Source organism: Legionella waltersii (assembly GCF_001468085.1).
GTDB classification, from domain to species: Bacteria; Pseudomonadota; Gammaproteobacteria; order Legionellales; family Legionellaceae; genus Legionella; species Legionella waltersii.
On sequence record NZ_LNZB01000036.1, the window covers coordinates 102908 to 115792 of the forward strand.

Below are 12885 nucleotides of genomic sequence, written 5' to 3' on the forward strand. Positions count from 1 at the left end.
ATTCAAACCATTTTTTAACGAAGAGATTGGCGTTTTACTGAAGTCCTTTGTACATTGAAATAGCCGCAGCAATAACTGCAGCCTTATGCTGAGGCAGTGATTTATTGGAGTACATTAACCACTCAGGATGTTCTTCAACGAAATTGGTTGTAAACAATCCCTGTTGAAATTCTTCTGATTTAATCATTTCTAGATAATACGGAATGGTAGTTTTAACCCCAAACATACGCATTTCCTCAAGTGCTCTACGTGCTCTATGTAAAACAGAGGGCCAATCAAGAGCCCAAACGGTTAATTTGGCGCATAAGGAATCGTAATCCGGTGGAATCTGATAACCAGTATAGATAGCACTGTCTGTGCGAACTCCTGGTCCTCCAGGAGCATAGTAACGAGTAACCCTACCAAAACTGGGTAAAAAATCATTTTGTGGATCTTCGGCATTGATGCGGAATTCTATGGCAAAACCTCGTTGAGTGATTTCCTCTTGCGTTCTACTGAGTGGCTCACCTGCAGCAATTCGGATTTGTTCTTGAACAATATCGATACCTGTGATTTGTTCAGTAACTGGGTGCTCAACTTGTAAACGAGTGTTCATCTCCATAAAATAAGCATTATCGTCCTTATCCAAAATAAATTCGACCGTGCCCGCATTGGTGTATCCTACTTCCCTAGCCGCTTTTACCGCATAATCTAATAGAAGCTGGCGCTTATTTGCATTGAGCAATGGAGAAGGGGCTATTTCAACTAATTTTTGGTGCCGCCTCTGAATAGAACAATCACGCTCAAAAAGATGGATGACCTCTCCATAATTGTCGGCTAAGATTTGCACCTCAATATGACGGGGATTTTCAATGTATTTTTCCATATAGACATGAGCATCCCCAAAGGATTTTTCAGCCTCAGATTGAACCCGAGCGTATTGTTGCCTTATTTGCTCTGCATGATGACAAAGCCTAATCCCGCGTCCACCCCCACCAAAAGTGGCTTTGAGCATCACGGGGTAACCTAATTGTTCGGCACATTGTACTGCTTCATCAACGCTTTCTAAGTTACCTATGCTTCCCGGAATAGTTGGAATCCTCGCATTTGCCATGGCTTGTCTTGCTGCAATTTTAGAGCCCATCATCTCAATAATTGGTGCCGAAGGGCCTATAAATACAATCCCTGCTTTCTTGCATTCCGCAGCAAACGCTGCATTTTCAGATAAAAATCCATAACCAGGATGAATGGCTTCACAGCCAGCAGCCTTGGCACATTCGATAATTTTAGAGGAATTTAAATAAGCATCTAGAGGCTTTTTACTCAAACAATGGGAATGGGAGGCTCGCTTAACATGCAAAGCAAAGCGATCCACTTCACTATGTATGGTAACAGGCGCAATGCCCATCTCTCGACATGCTCTTACTATTCGTAAAGCGATTTCACCTCGATTTGCGACTAATATCTTTGTAAACATGCAGGAGTAACCTCTGTCAACGTGATTTTTTAAACCCAGCTCTATTAAACCGTAAAAATTTCCTGCAGGAAGTTTGCCGTTGCTTGCCATGAGCGTTTTGCAGCGACCTCATTGTAAATTAATCCTAATTGCTCATCATGAGCGAGTGGGTTGGTAAAAGCGTGTTTAATGTTTCCATACATATGAACTTGCCAATCCACTTTGGCTTCCGTCATCTCCTGACAAAAGAGACGAACTTGCTCTGGTTGCACCATTGGATCTTCATAGCCATGAAGCACCAGAATTTTTGCTTTAATAGGTTCCGCTTTAAGTCCTTCTGGCTTGTTCAACACACCATGAAAACTAATCGCTCCTTGGATATTCACCCCACTTCTAGCCAAATCAAGTGCGCACAATCCCCCGAAGCAAAAACCCAATATTGCTATTCGATCACCGTCAACGTTTGGCATCCGTTTCACATGCTCATAAGCCGCTAATACTCTAGCTCTTAAAAATGCACGATCACTGACCAGTGGCTGCATCAAAGTTGATTTTTCTTCATTGTTAGATCCGATTCGACCTTGACCATACATATCCAAAGCAAAACCTACATAGCCCATCTCAGCAAGTATTTGCGCCTTTTGACAGGCAAATTCATTTCTACCTGTCCAATCATGAACTACGATGACAGCAGGTCTTTTACCTTGCACTTTATCATCATAAGCAACATACCCGTAAAGCTCTTGCTTGTCATGATGATAATTGTGATTCGATGAATGCATGAAGGCTCTCCATAACTGAGTAATATTAGAGGTGTATGTTAATCATGAATTAGTCTAGGACAATCTAAGGCCTTTTGGCAATTGCTTTGTCACCACATCACCATTGGAGAATGATCTAAAAATAGCCAAATCATCTAATTTAGACTATCATGAGCAGGCTGTAATCAATTCAAGGAATTCATGGACATGTGGAATTGGCTAAAAAATCGGTTTTCTAAGCAAGATCAACCTAAAGAGCAAGACATCGAGATGGCCGTAATTGCCGAACCGGTTAATAAAGACATCATCGTCCGAGACGAGCCTTCAGAAGAAGTTGATACCCCACCCGTAAACAGTGATAAACCTCCTGTAAAAGCCAGAAAACGCAAATCATCAACAAAAACGAAAAATGACTTACGGTTGCAGAAAAAACAAGAAGAAAAAAAACTCAGAGCAGTATTTGCCAATGACGCATCCATGACCAATGAATACACCACATTAGCTCAAACTTATGGTGGTCTTTTCTCACTGTCAACCACCACTCAATCCGTTAACAAAACGATTGGGAGTTTAAATTATGGTTGGGTTTTCTTTCTTGGAGGTCTAGTGAAGGGCTTTGGTGGCCTTGTTAATATTTTCAAAGGAGATAGATCCATCGCTAGCCCCATGGGTTTAGTTGAATCTCCTATCGAAATGACTTTAGGTGCGGCAATGGCTGCGGTAAGCGCCACCATGTTAACCATGGACCCCAGTGATTCCGCGTACATAAAACTGCAAATTACCAATGGGATATTGGCAGGAATGATGTCTGGTCTTTTAACCGTTGAACAAGGATACCATCGCATTCGTTCTTTAATGATTCAAAAATCCCTTGCACCTGCAGAGACTACTGATGAAGAACCCCAACGAACTATAGCCCGTCGTGCAACCTATGCCAGACAATCCCATCTCGTCAACGAGCTTACCAATTTTGCCCAAACTTCAGCTGGTTTGCTTTCCCTGTCTGTGGCGACCAGTACCGATAACCCAATAATGGGAAGTGAAAACTTTGGGTGGATTCTCTTTTTGGGCGGCTTAATTAAAGGCTTTGGTAGTGGAGTCAATATTCTCCGAGGAGATCGCTCTATCGCTGGGCCATTAGGTTTGCTTGAGTCTCCCATTGAAATGACTCTGGGACTAGCTCTACTTGCTATCAGTTCTGTCTTGTTAACCATCAATAATGATGACTCTGCTTATTCTGCTTTACAGATCACTAATGGTATTTTACTCGCCATTGCTTGTGGACTACTCGCTATGGAGCAAGGCTATCACAAAATAAGAAATAACGCTCCAGATCCACAACCAAATACTCCAGTATTAACAAGAGGATAAATAAATCACACCGTCAAAAAATAGTCTAAACTTAAAGTAAAATCCATAAGGACTCTTGCCATGATAAACAATTCACTGATCTACTTTAGGGATTTGTTGCATGCTCAATTCTGTTATCAAATGTTTATCACTCCGATCCATTTTCCTATCGATAAAAAATACAGAGAGTTTGCCAAAATGGCCTGTGATTATATTGAGAGTAGACGTGACGAGGTTATTCACCAAGAGTCTCCCCGACACTATGTGCTTCACCGTTTTATTCCTTCTCAGCAAGAAAATACAAAAAAAGTGCTCATCACTCATGGGTGGATGTCTCGCGCTGCCTACATGGTTCGTCTAATTCGCCATCTTCATCACCAGGGCTACGACGTCTATGCTCTCGATTTTCCTGCTCATGGTGAGGCAAGAGGTGTTCAATTACCGTGGGCTGATGCCATTACCATCATTAAAGACATCATTAATCAACATGGACCATTTCATGGCCTAATTGGCCATTCATTTGGTGGATCGATGATATTAAACACTTTGAATTTAGCTGGCCAGCTCCCTGAGTGGCAATTAAATAGCAAGCCTCATAAAGCTGTGCTAATCGCATCCCCAACTCAAATGCGAACTCCTGTGAGTAAAATTGCTAGAAAGTTTAAGTTAAGCGGACATGGTTATTTGCAACTTAGGCAATTGATAAAACAACAAGCACCACTAGATACTAACTTAATTCGCTTGCGACACTTTACGGAACAATCACCTGATACTCAATTTTTATGCGTTCATGGCGAATTGGATTGCACCATACCTCCAAAAGAATCCATTAATTTTTGCAACCATTACCAAAACTCAAATCTATTTCTTTTGCCCGATGCTGACCACGTGACTGTGCTCATGGATGAGCGAGTAGAAAATAAGGTCTATGATTTTTTAGAAAATTAACCGATCACGCTTCTATGTATTGACGAAGTTTCTTCATCGCATTTTTTTCAAGCTGCCTTATTCGCTCAGCAGAAACACCGTATTTTTCAGCAAGCTCATGTAAAGTTAGCTTGTTCTCGGCCAACCAGCGATGCTGTAAAATATCCTGACTGCGTTCGTCGAGTTGCTCGAAAGCCAACATGAGTTTTTCGCGTCCCTGATCACCAGAATCTTCTTTTTCCAGCATTACGGCAGGATCATCATTCGGATTAAATAAATAGCGCTCTGGTGCCTTGTGCACCTCATCATAGTCATCAACATCAGGGGCATCATAAGGCGTGTCATGGGCATTTAAACGAGCTTCCATAACCAACACCTCTTCGGGACTCACTCCTAAGTCTTCAGCAATCTTCTCCACTTCCTCACTACTGGACCAACCTAAACGGTTTTTCATTTGGCGTAAATTAAAAAATAATTTACGTTGTGCTTTTGTTGTTGCCACTTTAACAATACGCCAGTTGCGCAATACGAATTCGTGTATTTCTGCCTTAATCCAGTGTACTGCAAAAGATACAAGCCTTACGCCCATTTTAGGATCGAAGCGCTTAACTGCCTTCATCAATCCCACATTACCTTCTTGAATTAAATCGTTTAAAGGCAAGCCATATCCCATGTAGCCACGAGCCACTCTCACCACATAACGCAAATGAGCTAGAACTAAACGGCGCGCTGCCTCAATATCTCCTTCCGCATGAAAACGTTCAGCGCAAGCAATTTCCTCTTCCAAGGTCAACATTGGAATTTGATTTACTCGATGAATATAAGAATCAAGACTACCAACCGGTAGACTCATTGCAATAAGCTGCAATTGCTGATTCATACTTCTTCCTCCAAGTATTCACACGTGAGTTTGCAAGTCGATCCTAGTTCTATCGCCAGGATCTATTATACATTAATTGTAGGGTTCTATTAAAGTCAGCTGTCGTTTGACGGACAATAAGGCCCCAAGCCACCCAAGTATAGTAGCAAAAACAACAAGAATCAAGATTTGTCGTAATGACAAACATGTTAACGGATAGTGCATTTGATACACAACAGCCAGCTGATTTACAGCGACCCCTAGACTTAAGATAAAAATATTAACAAAGAAAACAGCCAAAACGGCTCCCGACAGCCCATACCAAACCCCTGAGTACAAAAACGGTCTTAAAATAAAAGGGTCTGTAGCGCCGATCAGTTTTAAAATTTGAATTTCCTCTTGTCTGCTATGAATGGATAAGCGCAGGGTGTTTCCTATGATAAATACGACAGCCAACGCCAATAAAAGCATCACCGCATTGGCTAATTTTCCTGAAACCCCCAAAATAGCATGTAAGCGATTTATCCACTCCACATCCAATTTGATCGTTTCTACTTGTTGAAAAGTCTGTAATTTTCGCGATAACAAATCAACTTTTGCTGGAGAATCCACACTTGTATCAGGAACAACTTCAATCACTGCAGGCAATGGATTTTCAGGCAAGTACCGCATAATATCCTGCATCCCTTCTTGTTGAGTGAGCTCCTTTAATCCATCAGCGGCCGATCGTAATTTTGCTTCCGCAACTCCTTCAGTATGCGTCACTTTTTCCAATAAGGTTTTTTGCTCTGACTCCGGTAAAGCCGTTTTTAAAAACAACGAAATGTGGCCTACTCGCTTCCAACCAGGCGTGATGTCACTTAAATTGTCAGTAAACACCCAAAATAAAGTGGGTAAAGCCAAAGCAATAGCAATGACCATAACAGTCATGGTAGTCGCTAACGGTTTTCTGCACAGTAAATTAAAGCTATTGCTTGCTGCCTGCAAATGATAAGCAAGGAGAGATTGTGAACGCTTTAACACAGCCTTCCTCCTTTGAGCATCATAATGCGGTGTCTCATTCCAGCAATCAAAGCCAGGTCATGCGTGGCGATCAAAATACTCACTCCAACTTGATTAAACTGTTCAAAAATTTTCATAATTTCCGTCGAAAGCTTAGGATCTAGGTTACCAGTAGGCTCATCTGCTAACAACAATGAAGGCTTGTGCACCACAGCACGAGCAATGCCTACACGTTGTTGCTCTCCAGCGGACAAGTGTGCAGGCAATACTTTTTCCTTTGTTAACAAACCAACCATATCTAATGCAGCATGTACTCGCTTTGCAATCATGGGATAAGGAACACCTTGAATCTGTAAGGGCAAAGCCACATTATCGAATACAGTTCTATCATTCAACAAACTTGGGGATTGGAACGTAATCCCTAAACGACTTCTGTGAGCAGCCACGTCTTTCTTTTTTAAATGATTCAGCTTTAAGCCATTTACACTAAGCTGTCCCGAGGTAGGCCATTCCAACAAGGCAATTAACTTCAGCAAAGTACTTTTCCCAGCTCCAGAATGGCCAGTCAAAAATGCCATTTCTCCCTTTTGCATGGAAAAATTAACTTGGCTTAATGCTTCAAAGCCTCCGGGATAACGCTTACTAACTTGGTCAAATATGATCATCATCGAATATTGCACTAACAAATTGCGCTGCTTCAAAGGGCCTTAAATCCTCTATGCCCTCACCCACACCTAAATAACGAAACGGTATTTTTAGTTCATTTGCTATTGCAAATAATATCCCGCCTTTGGCTGTTCCATCAAGCTTCGTCATGGTGATTCCTGACAATTGTACTGCTTCATTAAACTGTCTTGCTTGAGACAAAGCATTCTGACCAATACTGGCATCAAGCACAAGCATTGTTTCATGAGGTGCCTTGGGATCAAGTTTTTGAATAACTCGTTTAACCTTTTTCAACTCTTCCATTAAATTGTTTTGGGTATGCAATCGCCCAGCAGTGTCGGCTATCAATACATCGATTTTCCGTGCTTTTGCTGCTTGTAACGCATCAAAAATCACCGAAGCACTATCCGCGCCAGTATGCTGAGCCACTACTGGGATCTGGTTGCGCTCACCCCAAACTTGCAATTGTTCCACCGCAGCCGCCCGGAAAGTATCTCCAGCAGCCAACATCACTTTTTTTCCTTGCTGTTGAAACTGTTTAGCCAGTTTTCCAATGGTAGTGGTTTTTCCAGCACCATTGACCCCAACCATTAAAATGACAAAGGGAGAACCGTCTTCCGTTTCAATGGCTAACGGCTTTTCCGCGTTTTTTAAAACCTCAAATAAATTAGTCCTCAAGGCGTTATAGAGCGCCTCGCCATCCGCCAATTGCTTTCTTTCCAGCTCTTCGTTGAGTTGTTTTAACAGAGCCTGGCTAGTGTCTAACCCAACATCAGCGCTGATCAGCATTGTTTCAAGCTCATCAAGCAAAGCTGGGTTTATCTCCTTTTTACCTAAAAGCAAACGCCCAATTCCCTCACCCAACTGATGGCGGGTTTTACTTAATCCCTTTTTAAATCGAGCAAAAAGGCCTTCTTTGGTTTTAATCTCAGTACTCGGGATGTCTTCAACACTGAATGATGAGTGATCATTTGCTAGATCTGGGCTGGCATTTTTCGATGCATCTACGGAATTTTCATCGGAATTTTGATTTCGTTTAAACCATTTGATCATTTTCGTGTACAATATACGGGAAATATAAAATTTTAACAGGACTTGTGCAAAACCCCAAGGTCGAGGCAAAAATAGATTTCAAAAAGGACCTTAATTGACCTCAATGACCAAACAAAGAGCCATTTATTGTGTTAAAATCGGGACTTTGCGACTGAACAGGATATTTTTTAGCTAGAGGTTACTATATGGTGCGTAAATTAATCATGACTATGATGATGCTTTTGAGTCTAAAAGCATTCAGCCAAGTTCAAGAATACACTTTGAGCAATGGCTTAAAGGTCCTTGTAAAGGAAGATCACCGAGCTCCAATAGCTGTATCAATGATTTGGTACAATGTTGGATCCGCTGATGAACCGACAGGACTAACTGGTGTGTCGCATGCCATTGAGCACATGATGTTTAAAGGTACTCCTAAGTATCCTCTTGGTGTATTTTCAAAAACAATTGCGGGGCTTGGTGGTCAAGAAAATGCATTCACCAACAACGACTACACGGCTTATTTTGAAAAAATCGATGCAGCACACATAGCAACTAGTTTTGAATTAGAAGCTGATCGCATGAACAATTTACTCCTAGACAGCGAAGAATTCTCGAAGGAAATCAAAGTCATTCAAGAAGAACGACGCATGAGAACTGATAACAACCCTCAAGCATTGACCTTCGAACGGTATTTAGCTGCCGCACATTTATCGACACCCTACCAACACCCCGTGATTGGATGGATGACTGACTTACAACAAATGCAAGTGAGTGATCTAAAAAAATGGTACAAAAAATATTACGCCCCCAACAATGCTACCTTGGTTGTTGTTGGTGATGTTAACCCTGAAAAAATCCATCAGTTAGCAGAGCAGTATTTTGGATCGATTGCCAAACAAACCATCCAAGAAAGAAAACCTCAAAAGGAACCTAAAGGATTAGGAAAGAAAACAGTGACTATTCAAGCTCCAGCAAAATTACCCATGTTGATGCTAGGTTATACTGTACCTAGTGTAAAGACGGCTAAAAAAGCTTGGGAACCTTATGCCCTAGAACTCATTGCAGGGCTATTGGATGCTGGTGAAAGTGCTCGCTTTACAAAGAATTTAATTCGAAAAAACAATGTCGCAGCTGGTGCCGAGACTTACTACAATCTGTATGCGAGATATCAAACACAATTCATAGTGTATGGCACTCCTTCCCAAAAACATTCAATGCATGACCTTGAGAAAGCATTAATGGCAGAATTAAATGCATTAAAAGCCAAAAAGGTGAGTAACAAGGAACTTCAACGCATTAAAAACCAAATTATAGCCCAAAAAACGTTTGAGAAAGACTCCATTTTTGGGCAGGCGATGGAAATGGGCTTGTTAGAAACAACAGGATTAGGCTGGAAAAAATCAGACGATTATACAAACGCCATTAATGCTGTTACCCCAGAACAAATTCAACAAACGGCACAACACTATTTTCAAGAACAGAATAGTACTGTTGCAGAATTAAAACCAATCTCGCAAGAAGAGGTTCATCAATGAATAAGTTAAAACTAACGATAGCCTGTGTGGCTTTGTTTTTTTCACAAACTATTTTGGCCAACACATTTAAAACAGAAAAGTGGACGACCAAAAATGGAATGCCCGTGGTGTTTTATCAAGCCATGGAAGTGCCCATGCTAGATATCAGTTTGGCATTTGCTGCCGGCTCAGCCTATGATCAGAATCAATACGGACTCAGCGCCTTAACAACAAACCTTATAAACCAAGGAAATGCGGGGAAAGATGCAAATGCCATAGCCGAGTCATTGGCAGATGTTGGCTCTCAATTCAGCGCCGAAACCAACCGAGACATGGTGGTTCTGAACTTAAGGACTCTTACCAGTAAAGACGCATTAACACGCTCTATGAGTACTTTCGCTCAAATTATTAATCAACCTGATTTCCCCATGGGGTCATTTGTTACAGAAAAAAAGCAAATGCTTATGGGAGTGGAACAGCGAGATGAATCTCCAGACGATGTCGCCATTCTCAATTTTTTTAAAACATTGTATCAAGATCATCCCTATGCGCATCCAGTAACAGGTACCCAAAAAAGTCTTACCTCCATCAATAGAAATCAAGTTGTTCAATTTTACAAAAAGTACTTTGTTGCAAAAAATGGGGTATTGGTCATTGTTGGTGCGATTGATAGCTCACAGGCCCATCAGTTATCGGACCAATTAACAAAGGGTCTATCTAAAGGCAAGCCTGCAGCTGCCATTCCTAAAGCGCCTCCAATGAGTAACTCTGCTCAACTCGAAGTGCCTTTCCCGTCTTCTCAAACTACAGTCCGTATAGGGCAAATTGGAATCGATCATCAAAATCCAAACTATTTCCCTCTCATGGTAGGAAACTACATACTGGGCGGAGGCAATTTAGTTTCTCGATTATCCACTGAGGTTAGAGAAAAAAGAGGACTAACTTATGGAATAGACAGTCAGTTTGTTCCCATGTTTGGTGAAGGGCCGTTTATCATTAGTTTGTCTACCCGTAATGAGGAAGCCGAAACGGCACTCAATGTCACTCATGATACGTTAATACGCTTTATAGCGAATGGACCAGATCAACAAGAGCTAAACTCAGCAAAACAATACTTAACAGGAAGCTTTCCTTTGTCTTTAGGCAGCAATCGCAACATCGGAAGTTTACTGCTTCGTATGGCATTCTATCATCTACCTGATGACTATCTGGACAATTATATTGCGAACATTAATGCCGTTACCAATGATCAAATCAAGCAAGCCTTCCAGCAACAGGTAAACCCTGAAAAATTATTACTGGTGAAAGTGGGGCAATCTTGAAACAAACCGTTCGCATCATTGGTGGTCTATATCGAGGGAAAAAAATTCACTTCCCTGAACTCGAAGGATTAAGACCAACACCAGACAGAGTTAAAGAAACTCTATTTAACTGGTTAATGAACGATATAAAAAATGCTCGCTGCCTTGATGCTTTTGCTGGCAGCGGAGCTCTAGGAATAGAAGCTTTTTCAAGAGGAGCTGCCAAGGTAACCTTTATTGAACAATCACCACTTGCTTTCGCCAATTTAAAGAAATCACTGCAACAATTTAATCATCCTAGCCTTAACTTAATACAAACTAATGCCATTGAGTATCTAAAGAAGGGTTCAGAAACCTTCGATATCATTTTTTTAGATCCACCCTATTCACTCAATTACCTACCCTCTTGTTTAGACCTCATTGTTCAAAGTCAAATTTTAGCGTCAGGTGGTCTCGTATTTGCTGAGTCGTCATCCCCATTTGACATAAACCCTGAACATTGGAAACAACTAAAACTCAAACAGGCAGGGCAAGTTATTTTTGGATTATTTGAGAAAGTCTAAGCAAGTATCTTGACATTCAACCTCCCTCCTGTTTCAATCAGATTAATATTTCTAAATAGTTAAGAACATTCAATGAATAATAATAAGATTGTCTTAATATTTTTATGTTCACTGCTCCTATCCAGTTGCGTTACGACGTTTAAAAAGCCACCGGTTAACAATGCCAGTGATGATGCGACAATTAAACTAGCAGAAGCAGCCGTTTCAGTGAGTGATTCTATGCTTGAGATGGCAAAAGTTGAGAAGGTGATTACACCACCAAGCAAAGACAACACCTTAACAATACCCAATGCCTTCAATCTCCAAGCAAGAGCAAGTGTGGATTGGTCTGGCCCTATCGAAGAACTAACCGCGCGAGTAGCCAAAGCCGCACACTATAAAATAAGAGTACTTGGAAAAGCGCCGTCAATCCCTGTATTAATAAGCTTGAGCACAAAAGATGAAAGCTTAGCGGAAATATTAAGAGACATTGATTATCAAGCCGGTAAAAAGGCCGATATTCATGTATACCCTAACAGTCAAGTTGTAGAATTACGCTATGCAAAAATTTATTCTTAGTGCCATTATCACACTATCGGTTTTACTGGTAGATTGTACCTCTTCTCGCAAAAATTATGGCGACACGAGTACACTAGCGGGTCTCCAAGCTATGGCGGACTCTAAGTACATGAAAGCCAAGAAAAAGCAGAAAATGGGCAAAATTCGAGAAATGGCTCTTAAAGAAACTGCTCTAAGCTTAGGTGCACAAGCTGGATTGGCATGGCGAGCCAAAATTATAGACGAGCAGCTCACCAAACAAACGAGAAACCTTGATAAGGTATACGATTTCAACTCATTGGTGTTGGAGCATAATATACTACCTCCGGTACTCCTCGAGGGTAGAAACACACTAAATCTGGCAGATGCTCAAAGTATACGTATTTCTGATCGCACGTATAAAGTGGCTAAACAAGCCCACTTCGTCACTACTCCGCCTACTTGGAGGCAATATTTGTGGATGGACTATAACAAGCCAGAAGCCCCTGATGTAACCCTATTGCCTAAAACTAAAGCTGAAAAGGAGCTGTGGTGTATTTTTATTGAAAAAGGCTGGAGAAATGGTATCGATCAGGCAAACATCATTCTTGAAGAAAATATTGCCCGTGTTAAAGAGGATTTTGGCGGCATGATTCTTTATAGAAAATTATTAGCAATGAACATGGTTACAGCACCCTATGTATCGCATACTGATCTTGGGGTTACAGGCGATGGCAATGAAATTCGAATTGATGATCGAGTATTGCGAATAACAGCCCTACCAGAACTTAATATGAACAGCAATGAGTGGAGAGCAGCTATTGCTAAAGATGAAAATGCTTTGGAACGCTTCGAAACCATGGAAAAATTGGCGAACCAAACTAAAATTACTATTACAAATAAAGCCTGGCAGCCTATAATTGCCCCAGTAAGTTGACAGTGATTTATGACGACTAATC

13 protein-coding genes are annotated in these 12885 nt (G+C 41.2%); 7 read left to right on the forward strand and 6 right to left on the reverse strand.

Going from position 1 to position 12885, the window contains the following annotated elements; all coding sequences use genetic code 11:
• Positions 1-34: 34 nt before the first annotated feature.
• A complete protein-coding gene (locus tag Lwal_RS06655; protein WP_058480211.1) occupies positions 35-1456 on the reverse strand; it encodes an acetyl-CoA carboxylase biotin carboxylase subunit in 1422 nt (473 codons plus the stop codon).
• Positions 1457-1500: 44 nt separating this feature from the next.
• The gene (locus tag Lwal_RS06660) at positions 1501-2217 is read right to left on the reverse strand and encodes a dienelactone hydrolase family protein (protein ID WP_058480048.1); all 717 of its coding nucleotides are present in this window, start codon (positions 2215-2217) and stop codon (positions 1501-1503) included.
• A 180-nt stretch (positions 2218-2397) separates the two neighbouring features.
• Here Lwal_RS06660 and Lwal_RS06665 point away from each other — a divergent pair, with 180 nt between their 5' ends.
• Positions 2398-3567 carry a hypothetical protein gene (locus Lwal_RS06665; RefSeq protein WP_133141230.1) on the forward strand — a complete coding sequence of 390 codons (1170 nt, stop codon included), beginning with the start codon at positions 2398-2400 and terminating at the stop codon, positions 3565-3567.
• A gap of 60 nt (positions 3568-3627) precedes the next feature.
• A complete protein-coding gene (locus Lwal_RS06670; protein ID WP_058480050.1) occupies positions 3628-4494 on the forward strand; it encodes an alpha/beta hydrolase in 867 nt (288 codons plus the stop codon).
• A gap of 4 nt (positions 4495-4498) precedes the next feature.
• Here Lwal_RS06670 and rpoH read toward each other — a convergent pair whose 3' ends face one another.
• The 4 genes from rpoH to ftsY form a co-directional block, all read right to left on the reverse strand.
• Positions 4499-5353, reverse strand: a complete 855-nt coding sequence (gene rpoH / locus Lwal_RS06675) for an RNA polymerase sigma factor RpoH (protein WP_058480051.1) — start codon at positions 5351-5353, stop codon at positions 4499-4501.
• A 72-nt stretch (positions 5354-5425) separates the two neighbouring features.
• Positions 5426-6355: a permease-like cell division protein FtsX gene (gene ftsX / locus Lwal_RS06680; RefSeq protein WP_058480052.1), complete on the reverse strand. Its 930-nt coding sequence runs from the start codon at positions 6353-6355 to the stop codon at positions 5426-5428.
• Positions 6349-6999, reverse strand: a complete 651-nt coding sequence (ftsE, locus tag Lwal_RS06685; RefSeq protein WP_058480212.1) for a cell division ATP-binding protein FtsE — start codon at positions 6997-6999, stop codon at positions 6349-6351. The genes ftsX and ftsE overlap by 7 nt, the downstream gene beginning before the upstream one ends.
• A complete protein-coding gene (gene ftsY, locus Lwal_RS06690) occupies positions 6986-8053 on the reverse strand; it encodes a signal recognition particle-docking protein FtsY (protein WP_058480053.1) in 1068 nt (355 codons plus the stop codon). Before ftsY ends, ftsE begins: the two co-directional genes overlap by 14 nt.
• 185 nt (positions 8054-8238) lie before the next feature.
• On the opposite strand from ftsY, the gene Lwal_RS06695 reads away from it, so the two are divergent.
• The 5 genes from Lwal_RS06695 (at position 8239) to Lwal_RS06715 (ending at position 12863) form a co-directional block, all read left to right on the forward strand.
• Entirely contained in the window at positions 8239-9567 is a 1329-nt protein-coding gene (locus tag Lwal_RS06695) for a M16 family metallopeptidase (RefSeq protein WP_408607295.1), read from the forward strand.
• On the forward strand, positions 9564-10868 hold the full coding sequence (locus tag Lwal_RS06700; protein ID WP_058480054.1) for a M16 family metallopeptidase: 1305 nt from the start codon (positions 9564-9566) through the stop codon (positions 10866-10868). The genes Lwal_RS06695 and Lwal_RS06700 overlap by 4 nt, the downstream gene beginning before the upstream one ends.
• Positions 10865-11410, forward strand: a complete 546-nt coding sequence (gene rsmD / locus Lwal_RS06705) for a 16S rRNA (guanine(966)-N(2))-methyltransferase RsmD (RefSeq protein ID WP_058480055.1) — start codon at positions 10865-10867, stop codon at positions 11408-11410. Before Lwal_RS06700 ends, rsmD begins: the two co-directional genes overlap by 4 nt.
• A 72-nt stretch (positions 11411-11482) precedes the next feature.
• On the forward strand, positions 11483-11968 hold the full coding sequence (gene dotD, locus Lwal_RS06710; RefSeq protein WP_058480056.1) for a type IVB secretion system lipoprotein DotD: 486 nt from the start codon (positions 11483-11485) through the stop codon (positions 11966-11968).
• Positions 11949-12863 carry a type IV secretion system DotC family protein gene (locus Lwal_RS06715; RefSeq protein WP_058480057.1) on the forward strand — a complete coding sequence of 305 codons (915 nt, stop codon included), beginning with the start codon at positions 11949-11951 and terminating at the stop codon, positions 12861-12863. The genes dotD and Lwal_RS06715 overlap by 20 nt, the downstream gene beginning before the upstream one ends.
• Positions 12864-12885: the final 22 nt, after the last annotated feature.

Excerpts from the sequence above, each read along its gene's own strand:
- ftsE (WP_058480212.1), bottom strand. The coding sequence starts at position 6,999 with ATGATCATATTTGACCAAGTTAGTAAGCGTTATCCCGGAGGCTTTGAA.
- Lwal_RS06670 (WP_058480050.1), top strand. The coding sequence starts at position 3,628 with ATGATAAACAATTCACTGATCTACTTTAGGGATTTGTTGCATGCTCAA.
- Lwal_RS06715 (WP_058480057.1), top strand. The coding sequence starts at position 11,949 with ATGCAAAAATTTATTCTTAGTGCCATTATCACACTATCGGTTTTACTG.
- rpoH (WP_058480051.1), bottom strand. The coding sequence starts at position 5,353 with ATGAATCAGCAATTGCAGCTTATTGCAATGAGTCTACCGGTTGGTAGT.
- Lwal_RS06665 (WP_133141230.1), top strand. The coding sequence starts at position 2,398 with ATGGACATGTGGAATTGGCTAAAAAATCGGTTTTCTAAGCAAGATCAA.
- Lwal_RS06655 (WP_058480211.1), bottom strand. The coding sequence starts at position 1,456 with ATGTTTACAAAGATATTAGTCGCAAATCGAGGTGAAATCGCTTTACGA.
- Lwal_RS06695 (WP_408607295.1), top strand. The coding sequence starts at position 8,239 with ATGGTGCGTAAATTAATCATGACTATGATGATGCTTTTGAGTCTAAAA.
- ftsY (WP_058480053.1), bottom strand. The coding sequence starts at position 8,053 with ATGATCAAATGGTTTAAACGAAATCAAAATTCCGATGAAAATTCCGTA.
- dotD (WP_058480056.1), top strand. The coding sequence starts at position 11,483 with ATGAATAATAATAAGATTGTCTTAATATTTTTATGTTCACTGCTCCTA.
- Lwal_RS06700 (WP_058480054.1), top strand. The coding sequence starts at position 9,564 with ATGAATAAGTTAAAACTAACGATAGCCTGTGTGGCTTTGTTTTTTTCA.
- Lwal_RS06660 (WP_058480048.1), bottom strand. The coding sequence starts at position 2,217 with ATGCATTCATCGAATCACAATTATCATCATGACAAGCAAGAGCTTTAC.